Raw genomic sequence first — 14547 nt, 5'->3', positions numbered from 1 at the left:
CACGCCGCGCCCCTGAATCATGCCAGATGCATTTGCCTCGCGGGCTGTTTTGCGCTGATTGCGATGAGAAAGCCTGCTCCGGGCGGGGGAAAGCCATGCTGAGGAAAGATGGCAGGATGGCAGGTGCGAACGCTGGCGGAGCCGCTGGTCTTTGGAGAAAGAACGTGGACGCAAAGGCCGCATTCGCCTCCGTCCTTGTGAGAAAGCGCGCACCGGGCTCGCGGCTGCTCCCTCGCGTAAAGGGACGAACCGCTTACTGCGCCGGCGCACGCATGCCGCTGTCCTACACAGAGAAGCGTGTCGAAGCTGACGCTACCCGGCGCGGCGGACCTGTCGCCCGCCTCACCCCCAAGGCGCAGCACGCCGCGCCGCAGGTGCGCCGATGCCTTACGGCTTCACCGTTGCGTCGCTCGCCGCTTCCGCGGCCTTGCCCTTGCCGTGGTGACCGCGATGATGGTGGCCGCCTTCCGTGCCGCCATGATGGAACGTTGCGTCGGCGAGCTTCTTCTGCTCCGGCGACAGGCTGCTATACAGCGGGTCGAACGCGTCGACGAGCTTCTTCATGCCGTCCGCATGCGCCTGCGCGATCTCCGCATACTGCTTCATGTCGTCGAGCGCCGTGACGTTCGTCGCGGCCTTGCGCTGCTGGAACAGCTGACCCATCGTTTCGCCGTTGCTGCGCATCACGTCGGCGAATGCATTCCATTGGGTTTCCTGCGCGGGGGTGATCTTCAGTTGCGAGTGCAGATAGGCGATGCGGTCTTCGACGTTGCGCTCGTGCCCAGCCTTGGCTGAGGGGGCCGAAGCGGCAGCGGGGCTCTGCGGCGCCGCTGCCGGCGCGGAAGTCTGAGCGAATGCGCCGCCCATGGAAATGGCGGTAGCCAGCATAACCAGTGCTTTTTTCATCGAAACTCCTGATGTCTGTTCGTATTGGGACAAGGCGCGCGGCAGCGGATTGCCACGTGCCAGTGGCGAATAGCGGCGCACGGCGACCGGCTGCCGCATCGGCCCGTCGCCGCTATTTGTAACACGATATTCCTACAATGCGATTCCTGTGCGACAAACGCTTACAACCGAAACGAAAGGGAAACGGGCTGGGGGAGACGCTGACGCGCGATAATCCGCAGCACCGCACACCTATTTCCTTTCCTCTCGATGAGACCACCGCGCCTCGACCAGCTCGACGACCTCGACCGCAACCTCGTTGCGCTCCTGCAAGCCAATGCCCGCGAAAGCGTCGCCAATCTCGCGCGCCAGCTGGGGGTCGCGCGCACGACCGTGATCGCGCGTATCGCGCGGCTCGAGCGCAGCAACGTAATCGCGGGCTATAGCGTGCGGCTCGGCCAGGACGTGCTCGATTCGAGCATTGTTGCCTACGTCGGCATCATCATCGCGCCGAAGTACGGGCCGGCCGTGCAGAAGCGCCTCGCGAAAATGCCCGAGGTGCAACTGCTGTGCGCGGTGAGCGGCGAGTTCGATTATGTCGCGTGGCTGCGCGCCGATTCGCCTGAGCGGCTCAACGATCTGCTCGATCAGATTGGCGGCCTCGAGGGTGTCGAGCGGACCACGACGTCGATCATTCTCGCGCGCAAGGTCGATCGCGGCACGGTGTGAGTCCGCATGGCCCGGGTACTCCTTCGGGCACTTCCTCACGTAGTCCCTCAGGTGCTTCCTCAGGTAGTCCGTTAACACGGTTTTTATAGATTTTCGACAAATCGACTGACGGGTTCGTCATAACGTCGACCATCATGGTCATACCGCAGCATTTTGCGCGTATGAACTGTTTTTGCTTCTTCTTAAACTGTTGCTCAAGGGTTCGGCCCGCAGGCGTCGCGTGTAGCACGCGGCGCACTTCTGAAGCTGGAGACAGGCACATGGATAACAAGGAGAAGCACATGAAAGTAGCGATCGTTGGCGCAGGTCTGATCGGTCACACCATTGCTCATATGCTGCGCGAGACAGGCGACTATGAAGTCGTCGCGTTCGACCGCGATCAGCTCGCACTCGATAAGCTCGCCGCCCAGGGCATTCCGACGCGCCGCGTCGATTCCGCCGACGCCGCCGTGCTGCGCGCCGCGATCCAGGGCTTCGACGTGCTCATCAACGCGCTGCCGTACTACCTCGCGGTGAACGTCGCGTCGGCCGCGAAGGGCGCGGGCGTGCACTATTTCGACCTGACCGAGGACGTGCGCGCGACCCACGCGATCCGCGCGATCGCCGAAGACTCGGAGCACGCGTTCATGCCGCAGTGCGGTCTCGCGCCGGGTTTCATCGGCATTGCCGCGCATGAACTCGCGAACCGCTTCAGCGAAATCCGCGACGTGAAGATGCGCGTGGGCGCGCTGCCGGAATTTCCGACCAACGCGCTGAAGTACAACCTGACGTGGAGCGTCGACGGTCTCATCAACGAGTATTGCCAGCCTTGCGAGGCGATTCGCGACAGCCGCACGCAGTGGGTGCAGCCGCTCGAGGGCCTCGAACATTTTTCGCTCGACGGCACCGAGTATGAAGCGTTCAACACGTCGGGCGGCCTCGGCACGTTGTGCGAAACGCTGTCGGGCCGGGTCGAATCGCTCGACTACAAGTCGGTGCGCTATCCGGGCCATCGCAACCTGATGCAGTTCCTGCTCGAAGACTTGCGCCTGTCGAGCGACCGCGACACGCTCAAGAGCATCATGCGCCGCTCGGTGCCGTCTACCGCGCAGGACGTCGTGCTCGTGTTCATCACGGTGAGCGGCATGCGTGACGGCCAGCTCGTGCAGGAAGTGTTCACTCGCAAGATCTTCGCGAAGACGGTCTGCGGCGTGCCGATGAGCGCGATCCAGATCACGACGGCCGGCGCGATGTGCGCGGTGCTCGATCTGTTCCGTGAGCGCAAGCTGCCGCAAAAGGGCTTCGTGCGTCAGGAGCAGGTGTCGCTGGCCGATTTCCTCGCGAACCGCTTCGGCAAGCTCTATGAAGGGCAGTCGATCGAGACGATGGCGACGGTTTGAGGGGTTGATGGTTTGATTGTTTGAGGCAGGGGACGGTGGGGAGGGCTTCAGCCCTGACAGAATTCATATGTCAGCGCGGGCTGGACGTTCTCGGGAATTTCCGGTTTTTCTACTTTCCCCCGTGTCCCTGAAATCGCCCTCCGAGGGAATACGGGGGCGATTTCACTCCTCCTTGACTTGCGCCAACAGGTAGTCGCATCACGGATGCCACGCATCTGTCTATGCGGGGCGAGCGCTGCTAGTCCGGTGAGAGACTGGCCAATGGCAAAGCAGCGGTGAGTGGTGACGCCGCCCATCGGCGACTAGCCGACGATCCGCGCCAGCAACGCATCGTAATCGGCTTGCGTCGGCGCACTGTTGTCGAACATCAGCAGATCGTCGCAGATTGCGCCGCTCGGCACGAAGCGGCGCTGCCGGTATTCGTCCCAGTGCGCGAGCTTGTAGGCGTCGTTGGGATTCGCGCGCTCGACGATCCGCTGCCGCGCCGTCTCCTCCGCGACATGGACCCACACCACGCGTAGCCTGACGTCCCTCGCGATGCCGAGCCATGCGTAATCGAACAGGCGCCGCTCGCGCACCTCGCGCGACAGCGGCCCGACCACCAGTGTGCTGATGCCGAGTTCGAGGTTGTCGCGGGCGGTGTCGATGAGGCCGCGATACTCGGGCTCACGCAGATGCTGCAGGAAAAGCGGGCTGTCGCGGTCGTTCGGATCGCCGGTCAGCATCGCCATCGCGGCGGCGCTGTAGCCGCCGAATAGCGTGTCCTTGTCGAGCAGGCAGAAGGGCTTGCCACTCGCTTTCATCAACGGGCCGATCAGCTTTTTCGCGAGGGTGGTCTTGCCCGTGCCCGCATGACCGCAAAAGAAAACCAGCGATGTCACGAAGACGAGTCCTCAGGCGCGGCGGAGTTGAGCGGGTCGCGTGCGAACTTGCCGTTGGTCTCGAGCCACATCACGTTGATGATACCGAAGCCGAGGGCCACGCCCACGCCGAGAATCCAGGTGAAATACCACATCGCAATCTCCTTGAGCGTGCGTCCGGTGGCGCGGCGCGCAACCGGCATACCGGCCACCTGTGCGGCCACCTTTCTACCGATCATGAAGAAGAACGCCGTGTGACGCAAGAGGCGCGGCGCACGGTTGTTCGGCCAGACTGGCGCAACGGCCGGGCGTTGCTATCATGCAGGGCGGTCATGCGAGCGCTCGCGGCATATAGTCGCGCGCCTTCGCGATGTGCTCGTGTAGGTGGACGGCAAGCGTGTCACCGATCTGATGAACGGCGAGCCCGTGGTTTTTTATCTCACGCCCGGCGTGCATCATATCGGCGTATCGACGCAGTCCGATCCGGTCGTCGAGCTGGCGTTTCTCGTGACGGCTACCCGGTGCTGCACGAACCGCGCGTATCCGTTAATGCATGCCTGAGCCAGACTTGCGCAACGCCTATGCACAAGGGCGAGGCTGCCTTCGTTTTCAAGGTAATCCGAACATGCTGATCAATTGCGCCGCCTATCAGGACGGCCGGAAGCTCGCTGACATCGATATCGACAACATCAGCGACTACGTTGCGCGGCCCGAATGCTTCGTCTGGGTCGCGCTGAAAGACCCGACCCCCGACGAACTCGCGGTGATGAAAGACGAGTTCCATCTGCACGAACTCGCGATCGAGGATGCGCAGAACGGCCATCAGCGGCCCAAGATCGAGGAGTACGGCGATTCGCTGTTCGCCGTCATGCACACGGTCGAAATGGACGACGAGGGTGAGTTGCTGATCGGCGAGGTCGATGTGTTCGTCGGCAACAACTATGTGCTGTCGGTGCGCCGCGGCACGCGGGCCGGCTTCCAGAACGTGCGCGCCCGCTGCGAGCGCGAGCCGCATCTGCTGAAAGAGGGCTCGGCGTTCGTGCTGTATGCGCTCGTCGACGACGTGGTCGACCGTTATTTCCCGGTCATCGAGGCGATGAGCACCGAACTCGAAACGCTCGAGGACCGCATCTTCGAGAAGAACGATTCGGCGGCGTCGCGCGGGATCGTGGAGGATCTCTACTCGATGAAACGCCGGCTCGTGATCCTGCAGCACCATATCGTGCCGCTGCAGGAAGCGGTCAGCAAGCTGACGGGCGGCCGTATTCCGAGCGTGTGCGCGGGGATGCAGGCTTACTTCCGCGACGTCTACGACCACCTCGAGCGCATCGTCCGGACCATCGAGGGGCGCCGCGAAATCGTCGTCACCGCGGTGCAGGTCAACCTCGGCATGATCTCGCTCGCGGAAAGCGAAATCACCAAGCGGCTCGGCTCGTTCGCGGCGCTCTTTGCCGTGCCGACGATGATCGCGGGCATCTACGGGATGAACTTCGAGCGGATTCCCGAACTGCATTTCAAGTACGGGTATCCGGTCGTTCTCGTGGTCATGCTGGCGATCGACTTCCTGCTGTACCGGCGTTTTCGCAAGGCCGGCTGGCTGTAGCCGGCCTGGGTCCAAAGGACGGTGGCGCGGTGAACGCGCGGGCGCTTGCGCAACGGTTTCTGTCCGTGTCCTTGCTCGTGCCGGTGCCTGTACCTGTCACGCTTTGCCCAGAACAGGCCTTGTCGTTCAATTCCCGCGCCGTTTCGCTTGCACCATGCGCAATAAAGGGTCAGCATAAGCGGCCCGCCCGTTGCATTGCATCGCCGCATAAGTTGCGCGCCGATGCAATGCAGCACCACGAATCGTTGACATTCCCGAAGACTTGCGCTGAGAATAGGCCTCGCAAACGTTTGCGCGTCAAAAAAATACGGTTCGCTCGCGAGCCTGACAACCTTGGAGATATGCATGAGCCATCGAATCCGCCGTCGCATGCTTGCCGCCGCAGTTCTCGCCACAGCCGCCGCCGCATTGCCGTTTTCCTCCGCGTATGCGCAAAACGCGCCGGCTCATAAACCTAAGGTCGCGCTCGTCATGAAGTCGCTCGCCAACGAGTTCTTCCTGACCATGGAGACCGGCGCGAAGGACTACCAGAAACAGAACCCCGGCAAGTTCGACCTCGTCACCAACGGCATCAAGGACGAAACCGACACCGCGAACCAGATCCGCATCGTCGAGCAGATGATCGTCTCGAAGGTCGACGCGATCGTGCTCGCGCCGGCCGACTCGAAGGCGCTCGTGCCGGTCGTCAAGAAGGCGGTCGACGCGGGCATCATCGTCGTCAATATCGACAACCGGCTCGACCCGGACGTGCTGAAATCGAAAGACCTCAACGTGCCGTTCGTCGGCCCGGATAACCGCAAAGGCGCGCAGAAGATCGGCGACTACCTCGCCAGGCGGCTGAAGGCGGGCGACGAGGTCGGCATCATCGAAGGCGTATCGACCACCACGAACGCGCAGCAGCGCACCGCGGGCTTCAAGGACGCGATGCAGACGGTCGGCGCGAAAGTCGTGTCGGTGCAATCCGGCGAGTGGGAAATCGACAAGGGCAACGCGGTCGCCTCGGCCATGCTCAACGAGTATCCGAATCTGAAGGCGCTGCTCGCCGGCAACGACAACATGGCGATCGGCGCGGTTTCGGCCGTGCGCGCGGCCGGCAAGCAGGGCAAGGTGTTCGTGGTCGGCTACGACAACATCAACGCGATTCATCCGATGCTCAAGGACGGCCGCGTGCTCGCGACGGCGGATCAGTACGCGGCGAAGCAGGCCGTGTTCGGCATCGACACGGCGCTCGATGCGCTGAGCCACAACAAGAAACAGTCGCAGTTGTCGGGCGTGGTGGAAACGCCGGTCGATCTCGTGACGAAGGACACTCTCAAGTAAGCGCGGCGCGCCCGGCCTGAAGCGTGGGCCGGGCGATGCATGGCGCGCTGCGCCGGGCAAGGTGTCGGGTAGGCACCGGGAGCGCGTTGAGCGCGCGGTTGATGGGGCGCCGAAACAGCACCGAAGCACCACCGACGCACCGCTGAAAAGACGCCGCCGCCCACGTCCGCATTTATTCAACAAACGCTCAATAAGCGCTCAAGAAACCCGCCGCGCTGCCGTTAAATCCAGAGATAAGTGTCGTGACGGCGGCAGCGTGGCTGAGAGCGCCTCGCGCATTGCGCGCATTGGGCCGGCATGACTCGTGGCGGGCGGCGCAGCTTCATTGCTGGGAAGCGCAACAGGCCGCAAGACCGCCACGGAACAGGGATCGCGATGGATTCAACCGACCACGACGCTTTGCCCGTCGTACTGTCCGTCAGCGGCATCGGCAAGACTTATGCTGAACCGGTGCTTGCCGACGTTTCGTTGTCGCTGCGCGCCGGCGAGGTATTGGCGCTGACCGGCGAGAACGGTGCGGGCAAGAGCACGCTGTCCAAGATTATCGGCGGGCTGGTGGAGCCGAGCGCGGGCACGATGCGCTTCGCCGATGCGCCGTATGCGCCCACGAGCCGCACCGAGGCGGAGGCGCTCGGCGTGCGCATGGTGATGCAGGAGCTGAACCTGCTGCCGACCTTGTCGGTGGCGGAGAATCTGTTCCTGAACCGGTTGCCGCGCGTAGGCGCGTTCAGCTTCGGCTGGATCGATCGCCGCAAGCTGCGCGACGATGCGCGCGAGGCGATGGCCCAGGTCGGGCTCGACGCGATCGATCCCGGCACGCCCGTCGGTGAACTCGGCATCGGCCATCAGCAGATGGTCGAGATCGCGCGCAATCTGATCGACGATTGCCGCGTGCTGATCCTCGACGAGCCGACCGCGATGCTGACCGCGCGCGAAGTCGAACTGCTGTTCGAACAGATAGAGCGGCTCAAGGCGCGCGGCGTCGCGCTCGTCTATATCTCGCACCGGCTCGAGGAGCTGGCGCGAGTGGCCGAACGGGTCGCGGTGCTGCGCGACGGGCGCCTCGTGCATGTCGATGCGATGGCGAACCTCACGAGCGAGCAGATCGTCACGTGGATGGTCGGCCGCGAACTCGGCGAGCGCATCGACCTCGGCGAGCGCCGCATCGGCGCGCCGCTGCTGAAGGTCGAGCGGCTCGCGCGCGGTAAGGCCGTGCGCGACGTGTCGTTCGAGGTCCGCGCGGGCGAGATTTTCGGCGTGAGCGGCCTGATCGGCGCGGGCCGCACCGAGCTGATGCGGCTCATATACGGCGCCGACCGCAAGGACGGCGGCACGGTGTCGCTTGCCGCGACGCCGGGTGCTCCGCCCACGCCGGTGCACATCGACACGCCGGCGGACGCAGTGCGCGCCGGCATCGCGCTGATCACCGAGGACCGCAAGGGCGAGGGCCTGCTGTTGCCGCAGCCGATCGCGGCCAATGTGTCGCTCGGCAATCTCGGCAGCGTCGCGCGGCATGGCGTGGTCGATGCGAAGCGCGAGAACGCGCTCGCGCAGAGGCAGATCGACGCGATGCGGATTCGCAGTTCGGGGCCGGGACAGATCGTCGGCGAGCTGTCGGGCGGCAACCAGCAGAAGGTCGTGATCGGCCGCTGGCTCGCGCGCGAGTGCCGCGTGCTGTTGTTCGACGAACCCACTCGCGGCATCGACGTCGGCGCGAAGTTCGATATTTATGGCCTGATGGGCGCGCTCGCCCGCGAAGGACGCGCGCTCGTCGTGGTGTCCAGCGACCTGCGCGAGCTGATGCTGATCTGCGACCGGATCGGCGTGATGTCGGCGGGCAGCATGACGGGTGTGTTCGAGCGCGCGAGCTGGTCGCAGGACGCGCTGCTCGCGGCCGCGTTTGCCGGCTACCGCAGCCGCGAGGCGCTGCTGCATACCCACGGCACTAACGAAGCAGGGAGTCTGTCATGACCGATCGATCGTGGCGCGAAACGGCTGGCGGCAAGCCCGGCGGCGCGCAGGACGCAGCGGACGCCGCGCCGGGCACCGCACAGGGCGCGGTTTCTGGTGCCGCTTCTGGTGCAGCTTCCGGCACGGCGCCCGGCATCGCCGCCGCGCCCGCCAGTGCGTCGGCGCCGCTCGCGAGCGGCAAACCGGCCGGCACGCGGCTCGGCTTTTCGAACTACCTGGGCCTCGCGGGCGCGCTGCTCGCGATGATCGTGCTGTTCTCGCTGTTGAGTTCGCACTTTCTGACCTACGACACGTTCAGCACGATCGCCAACCAGATTCCCGATCTCGTGGTGATGTCGGTCGGCATGACCTTCGTGCTCATCATCGCGGGCATCGATCTGTCGGTCGGTTCGGTGCTTGCGCTAGGGGCGTCGGTCGTGAGCGTGGCTGCGCTCAAGTGGGGCTGGGGCGCGTTGCCCGCGGCCGTGCTCGGCGTCGCCGCGGCGGCGCTCACCGGCACGGTCACGGGCGGGGTGACGGTGGCCTGGCGGATTCCATCGTTCATCGTCTCGCTCGGCGTGCTCGAAGCCGCGCGCGGCCTCGCGTATCAGATGACCAATTCGCGCACCGCCTATATCGGCGATGCGTTCGACTTCCTGTCGAACCCGATCGCGCTCGGTATTTCGCCCGCGTTCCTGATCGCGGTCGCGGTGATGGTGATCGCGCAACTGGTGCTGACGCGCACGGTGTTCGGGCGCTATCTCGTCGGCATCGGCACGAACGAGGAAGCGGTGCGGCTCGCGGGCGTCAATCCGCGGCCGTACAAGGTGATCGTGTTCGCGCTGATGGGCGCGCTGTCGGGGCTCGCCGCGCTGTTCCAGATTTCGCGGCTCGAAGCGGCCGACCCGAACGCGGGCGTCGGCATGGAGCTGCAGGTGATCGCGGCGGTCGTGATCGGCGGCACGAGCCTGATGGGCGGGCGCGGCTCGGTCATCAGCACGTTTTTTGGCGTGCTGATCATTTCGGTGCTGGCGGCGGGGCTCGCGCAGATCGGCGCGAACGAGCCGACCAAGCGCATCATTACCGGCGCGGTGATCGTGGTGGCGGTGGTGCTCGATACGTACCGCAGCCGCCGCAGGCGCGCATGATGAGGCGCGTGATGTACGTAATGCGGGCGTGCGGCTTGCGTGCCGTTCGCATGGAATAGTGGATGAATCAGGACTGGCTTCGATGAAGACGGCCGGCGGGTCGCCAGACGGCGCGGCCGGTGGGAAAAACAGGCAGGAGAGCAACAGGTTATGGCGACGATCAAGGATGTAGCGGCTGTGGCGGGCGTGTCGTTCACGACGGTATCGCACGTGATGAACAACTCGCGCCCGGTGTCGGCCGACGTGCGCGCGAAAGTCGAGCACGCGATCCGTCAACTGCACTACGTGCCGTCGGCGGTGGCGCGTTCGCTGAAAGCGCGCGCGACCGCGACGATCGGACTCGTGGTGCCGAACAGCACGAACCCGTATTTCGCGGAACTCGCGCGCGGCATCGAGGACGGCTGCGCGCGCAACGGCTACTGCGTGTTCTTCTGCAATTCCGACGACGACCCGGCGAAGCAGCGCAACTACCTGCGCGTGCTGCAGGAAAAGCGCATCGACGGGCTGATCGTCGCCTCGGCCGGCGACGACGCCGTGCTCGCGCAGACGCTTGCCGATGCGCGCGAGCCGCTCGTGGTGGTGGATCGCAACATCGAGGGGCTCAACGCCGACCTCGTGCAGATCGATCACGAAAAGGGCGCCTATCTCGCGACGCGCCATCTGCTGGAACTCGGGCACGTGCGCATCGGCTGCATTACCGGGCCGGTGCAAACGGCGGTCAGCGCGATGCGCGTGCACGGCTTCATTCGCGCGATGGCCGAGCGCGGCATCGAGATCGTGCCCGATGCGATCGTCGAGAGCGATTTTTCCGGCACGGGCGGCCATCGCGCGGCCGCGCAACTGTTCGAGACGGTCCGGCCGACGGCGATTTTCGCGGGCAACGACATGATGGGCATCGGCGCGCTGCGTGCCGCGGCCGAGCGCAACATCAGCGTGCCGCGCGACTGCTCGATCATCGGTTTCGACGACATCGAATTCGGGCGCTTCACGTTTCCTTCGCTGTCGACGGTCGGACGATCGGTGCGCGCGCTCGGCGACCTGGCCGCGCAGACGCTGATCGAGCGGATCGCCGAGGCGGCGTCGAACAAGGGCGTGCGTGCGCCGGGCCGCCGGCGTGTCGTGTCGCCGAGGCTGATCGTGCGCGAATCCACGGCGGCGTGGGCCGGCGAGACACGGCGCGATCTGGCCGCTTGAAGGGATGCTCGGGGATACGAGCGGGATGCGCGGGGATACGCCGGAATACGGGCGGCTCGCACGATAGCGGGAAGGCGCGGGCTAACAACCCCACCCGCCGCACAACAGAGGACAAAGCAAGTGGCAAGCAATGAAACGCGCTCGCGCGTGACGGTGGTCGGCAGTCTGAACATGGATCTCGTGGTGCGCGCGCCGCGTCTGCCGCATCCCGGCGAGACGCTGGCCGGCCGCACGTTCGCGCAGGTCGCGGGCGGCAAGGGCGGCAACCAGGCGGTCGCGGCGGCGCGGCTCGGCGCGCGGGTGTCGATGCTCGGCTGCATCGGCGCCGACGCGAACGGCGCACAACTGCGCGCGGGCCTCGAAGCGGAGGGCATCGACTGCGCGGCGCTCGAAACCGGCACGCAGGTGAGCGGCGTCGCGCTCATCACCGTCGACGATGCGAGCCAGAATGCGATCGTGATCGTCGCGGGCAGCAACGGCGAGGTGACGCCCGACACGATTGCCCGCCACGAAGCGGCACTCTCCGATGCTGACGTCGTGGTCTGCCAGCTCGAAACCCCGCCGCAGGCGGTGCGCGCGGCACTCGCCGCGGCGCGGCGGCTCGGCAAGACCGTGATTCTCAATCCCGCGCCCGCCACCGGAGCTTTGCCGGCCGACTGGCTGCCGCTCGTCGACTATCTGATTCCGAACGAACTCGAAGCCACCGCGCTGAGCGGCCTGCCGGTCGACTCGCCCGAGGACGCGGCGCGGGCCGCCGCCGCGCTGCGCGCAGCCGGTGCGCGCAACGTGCTGGTCACGCTCGGCGCGCGCGGTGTCTGCGCGATGCTCGAGGGCGCGGACGCCACGTTCTACGACGCGCCGAAAGTGGCTGCGGTCGATACGACCGCGGCCGGCGATACGTTCATCGGCGGCTTTGCGGCGCAACTCGCGCAAGGCGTGAGCGTCGACGCGGCGATCCGCTTCGCGCAGCGCGCCGCGGCGCTTTCGGTGACGCGCGCGGGCGCCCAGCCGTCGATTCCGACCCGCGCCGAAGTCGACGCTTTCGTCTGATCCGGCGCAATCCGTCAAGCCGTGCCCCCGGCCGCTCATGACGCGCGGCGCTTTCACTCAGGCTCACGCTAAGTCCTATTTCCGCGCTTCCAGTCGCTCGCCGCGAGCGACTGGAAGCGCGAGCGGCGTCCCCGATCCTGCCGCCGATCGCCTGCGGTTTTTCCGCTGTTTCCCCGCCGTTTCCTTACTTTTCAAACGCTCAAAGCGCGTGCCTCGACGCGCCGAGCCAGCGCCATCCGCGCACTGCAAATTCGCGCTGCCTAAGACTCTGCCTGAGACCTTGCCTAAGACCCTGCCCAAGATCGATTTGCTTTCAATTTCTTTCAACTTCTTTCTTCACACCTTTTAAACGCTTCAAGTATCCGAAAGCGTTGCCGTAAACGGAGATTGGAGCGCGGCCCCAAAAAGCACTGGTACCTGATTCAACGCCACCCAACGCCGCGGATGCAGCCTTTCACTTTGCACAGCCACAGGAACACCATGTTGAACAAGGGCATGACGATCAAGGCGCGAATCGGCCTCACGATGGCTTTTCTCGCCGCGCTGCTGGTTGCGACCGGCGCTTTCGGTTTGCTCGGCATGAGCCGTTCGAACGATGCGTATCAGGACGTCTTCACCAACGCGATGCCGAGCGCGGTCGACGTCGGCAATGCCGAGCTGTATGCGGCGCGCGAGCGTCTCGTGCTCGACCGCGCCGCGTTCATGGCCGGCACGCCGGAAGCCGCGCCGACGCTCGAGCGTGCCCGCATGATGCGCGGCACGTCCGACATGTGGTGGAAGAAGTATCTCGACCTGCCGCGCAACGCCGACGAAGACCGGCTCGCACAGGACGTGACGGCGAAGCGCGACGCGCTGCACCGGCGGATGGACGTGTTTTCGGCGATGGTCACGGCCAACGACCAGAGCAAGCTGGTCGAGAACGCGAAGAGCCTGCAGGTGGGCTACAACGACCTCGCGCTCGCCGACGACGCGCTGCGCAAATTCCAGTTCGACGCGGCGCGACAAGGTCATGAGGCGGTGCAAGGCAGCTTCGAAACGTTCCGCATGGTCAGCATCGGCGCGCTGCTGATCGGCGTGATCGCGGCGGTGCTGTCGTATCTGACGCTGAGCCGCGCGATCGCGCGGCCGCTCGGCGCAGCGCTCGGTCACTTCGACGCGATCGCGGCGGGCGATCTGCGCCGTCCGGTCATCGTGACCTCGCGCGACGAAATGGGGCAACTGCTCGAAGGAATCGCCAGAATGCAGCACAGCCTCACCGAAACGGTGCGTAGCGTGCGCAGCGGCAGCGAGTCGATCGCGACCGCGACGCGCCAGATCGCGGCGGGCAACATCGACCTGTCGTCGCGCACCGAGGAGCAGGCGTCGGCGCTGCAGGAAACCGCATCGAGCATGGAGCAGCTGACGGGCACGGTCAAACAGAACGCCGACAACGCGCGCCAGGCCAGTTCGCTCGCGGCCAGCGCGTCGGAGATCGCCAGCAAGGGCAGCGCGGTGGTCGGCCAGGTCGTCGGCACGATGGGCGAAATCAACCAGAGTTCGGCGAAGATCGCGGACATCATCTCGATCATCGAGGGCATCGCGTTCCAAACCAACATCCTTGCGCTCAACGCGGCCGTCGAAGCGGCTCGCGCCGGCGAGGAAGGGCGCGGCTTCGCGGTCGTCGCGGGCGAGGTGCGCAGCCTCGCGCAGCGCTCGTCGGCGGCGGCCAAGGAAATCAAGGCGCTGATCGACACCTCGGTCGAACGCGTGCAGTCAGGCTCCGCGCTCGTCGACGAAGCGGGCCGCACGATGACCGAGATCATCGGCGCAGTGCAGCGCGTGACCGACATCATGGGCGAGATCGCGGCGGCGTCGCAGGAGCAGAGCGGCGGCATCGACCAGGTCGCGCGCGCTGTCACGCAGATGGACGAGGCCACGCAGCAGAATGCGGCGCTCGTCGAGGAAGCGGCGGCCGCGGCATCATCGCTCGAGGAGCAGGCGGCGCGCTTGCGCACCGCGGTCGCGGTGTTCCAGATCGACGACAGCGCGCAGAACGATCACCGCGCGGCGGCCATTGGCGCGCCGAAGCGTGCCGCGTCGAGCGGTTCGACGCTCGCCGCGCGCGCGCGCAAGCTCACGCACGCAAGTCCACATGCGGCGCTGGCAGGAAAGGCACCGGCAGCGCTTGCTGCCGTGGCGCCGCACGCGCCTGCCATGTCCGCGCGTGCGCCCGCCAGGGCCGTTGCGGGCACCGGCGGCGATCAGGATTGGGAAACGTTCTGAGCTCAGGTACTACGTTCGCATTGTTCCGGCCTTTCTCCGCTTTGACATGGGCTGAGACAATGCAACATCCATTCCCGACCGCATGCTTCCTTACCGAAGCGCGCGGCAAAAGAAAGGTAACCAGACCTCGCGACCAGACCTCTAAAGACCGCGCATGCGCCACGTAT

General features: G+C 65.5%; 13 protein-coding genes. 10 read left to right on the top strand and 3 right to left on the bottom strand.

Annotated features, from left to right (window positions below; all coding sequences use genetic code 11):
• Positions 1-387: 387 nt before the first annotated feature.
• Complete coding sequence (locus B9Z01_RS00225) at positions 388-906, bottom strand: Spy/CpxP family protein refolding chaperone (RefSeq protein WP_085481127.1); 519 nt, start codon at positions 904-906, stop codon at positions 388-390.
• 249 nt (positions 907-1155) lie between these two features.
• Between B9Z01_RS00225 and B9Z01_RS00220 the strand changes: the two genes are divergently transcribed.
• Together B9Z01_RS00220 and B9Z01_RS00215 are read left to right on the top strand one after the other, a co-directional pair.
• Positions 1156-1614 carry an Lrp/AsnC family transcriptional regulator gene (locus B9Z01_RS00220; protein ID WP_085480259.1) on the top strand — a complete coding sequence of 153 codons (459 nt, stop codon included), beginning with the start codon at positions 1156-1158 and terminating at the stop codon, positions 1612-1614.
• A gap of 281 nt (positions 1615-1895) precedes the next feature.
• Positions 1896-2993, top strand: a complete 1098-nt coding sequence (locus B9Z01_RS00215; RefSeq protein ID WP_085481126.1) for a saccharopine dehydrogenase family protein — start codon at positions 1896-1898, stop codon at positions 2991-2993.
• Between the two features lie 302 nt (positions 2994-3295).
• Here B9Z01_RS00215 and B9Z01_RS00210 read toward each other — a convergent pair whose 3' ends face one another.
• Positions 3296-3874: a P-loop nucleotide/nucleoside kinase family protein gene (locus B9Z01_RS00210; protein WP_085480258.1), complete on the bottom strand. Its 579-nt coding sequence runs from the start codon at positions 3872-3874 to the stop codon at positions 3296-3298.
• A complete protein-coding gene (cydX, locus tag B9Z01_RS00205; protein ID WP_085481125.1) occupies positions 3871-4008 on the bottom strand; it encodes a cytochrome bd-I oxidase subunit CydX in 138 nt (45 codons plus the stop codon). The genes B9Z01_RS00210 and cydX overlap by 4 nt, the downstream gene beginning before the upstream one ends.
• Before the next feature lie 229 nt (positions 4009-4237).
• Between cydX and B9Z01_RS34565 the strand changes: the two genes are divergently transcribed.
• The 8 genes from B9Z01_RS34565 (at position 4238) to B9Z01_RS00170 (ending at position 14380) form a co-directional block, all read left to right on the top strand.
• Positions 4238-4414 carry a hypothetical protein gene (locus tag B9Z01_RS34565; protein WP_208625827.1) on the top strand — a complete coding sequence of 59 codons (177 nt, stop codon included), beginning with the start codon at positions 4238-4240 and terminating at the stop codon, positions 4412-4414.
• 64 nt (positions 4415-4478) lie between these two features.
• Positions 4479-5456, top strand: coding sequence for a magnesium/cobalt transporter CorA (corA, locus tag B9Z01_RS00200; RefSeq protein ID WP_085480257.1), 978 nt, complete (start codon positions 4479-4481; stop codon positions 5454-5456).
• A gap of 345 nt (positions 5457-5801) precedes the next feature.
• Positions 5802-6776 (top strand): sugar ABC transporter substrate-binding protein, encoded by a 975-nt coding sequence (locus B9Z01_RS00195; protein ID WP_085480256.1) that lies wholly within the window; start codon positions 5802-5804, stop codon positions 6774-6776.
• Between the two features lie 375 nt (positions 6777-7151).
• Positions 7152-8747, top strand: coding sequence for a sugar ABC transporter ATP-binding protein (locus tag B9Z01_RS00190; protein ID WP_085480255.1), 1596 nt, complete (start codon positions 7152-7154; stop codon positions 8745-8747).
• Positions 8744-9874 (top strand): ABC transporter permease, encoded by a 1131-nt coding sequence (locus B9Z01_RS00185; protein WP_085480254.1) that lies wholly within the window; start codon positions 8744-8746, stop codon positions 9872-9874. The genes B9Z01_RS00190 and B9Z01_RS00185 overlap by 4 nt, the downstream gene beginning before the upstream one ends.
• Before the next feature lie 150 nt (positions 9875-10024).
• The gene (locus B9Z01_RS00180; protein WP_085480253.1) at positions 10025-11068 is read left to right on the top strand and encodes a LacI family DNA-binding transcriptional regulator; all 1044 of its coding nucleotides are present in this window, start codon (positions 10025-10027) and stop codon (positions 11066-11068) included.
• 120 nt (positions 11069-11188) lie between these two features.
• Positions 11189-12118: a ribokinase gene (rbsK, locus tag B9Z01_RS00175; protein ID WP_085480252.1), complete on the top strand. Its 930-nt coding sequence runs from the start codon at positions 11189-11191 to the stop codon at positions 12116-12118.
• 480 nt (positions 12119-12598) lie between these two features.
• Positions 12599-14380: a methyl-accepting chemotaxis protein gene (locus B9Z01_RS00170; RefSeq protein WP_085480251.1), complete on the top strand. Its 1782-nt coding sequence runs from the start codon at positions 12599-12601 to the stop codon at positions 14378-14380.
• The last annotated feature ends 167 nt before the right edge of the window (positions 14381-14547 follow it).

The sequence above is a fragment of the Paraburkholderia susongensis genome (genome assembly GCF_900177725.1).
Classification (GTDB): Bacteria; Pseudomonadota; Gammaproteobacteria; order Burkholderiales; family Burkholderiaceae; genus Paraburkholderia; species Paraburkholderia susongensis.
The sequence above is the reverse complement of the archived record's forward strand: the minus strand, read 5'-3'. Positions and strand labels throughout refer to the sequence as shown.

What these genes read in the sequence shown, in the direction of transcription:
- B9Z01_RS00180 (WP_085480253.1), top strand. Translation starts at nt 10,025, where the DNA reads ATGGCGACGATCAAGGATGTAGCGGCTGTGGCGGGCGTGTCGTTCACG.
- B9Z01_RS00220 (WP_085480259.1), top strand. Translation starts at nt 1,156, where the DNA reads ATGAGACCACCGCGCCTCGACCAGCTCGACGACCTCGACCGCAACCTC.
- cydX (WP_085481125.1), bottom strand. Translation starts at nt 4,008, where the DNA reads ATGTGGTATTTCACCTGGATTCTCGGCGTGGGCGTGGCCCTCGGCTTC.
- B9Z01_RS00215 (WP_085481126.1), top strand. Translation starts at nt 1,896, where the DNA reads ATGAAAGTAGCGATCGTTGGCGCAGGTCTGATCGGTCACACCATTGCT.
- corA (WP_085480257.1), top strand. Translation starts at nt 4,479, where the DNA reads ATGCTGATCAATTGCGCCGCCTATCAGGACGGCCGGAAGCTCGCTGAC.
- B9Z01_RS00185 (WP_085480254.1), top strand. Translation starts at nt 8,744, where the DNA reads ATGACCGATCGATCGTGGCGCGAAACGGCTGGCGGCAAGCCCGGCGGC.
- B9Z01_RS00225 (WP_085481127.1), bottom strand. Translation starts at nt 906, where the DNA reads ATGAAAAAAGCACTGGTTATGCTGGCTACCGCCATTTCCATGGGCGGC.
- B9Z01_RS00170 (WP_085480251.1), top strand. Translation starts at nt 12,599, where the DNA reads ATGTTGAACAAGGGCATGACGATCAAGGCGCGAATCGGCCTCACGATG.
- B9Z01_RS00195 (WP_085480256.1), top strand. Translation starts at nt 5,802, where the DNA reads ATGAGCCATCGAATCCGCCGTCGCATGCTTGCCGCCGCAGTTCTCGCC.
- B9Z01_RS00190 (WP_085480255.1), top strand. Translation starts at nt 7,152, where the DNA reads ATGGATTCAACCGACCACGACGCTTTGCCCGTCGTACTGTCCGTCAGC.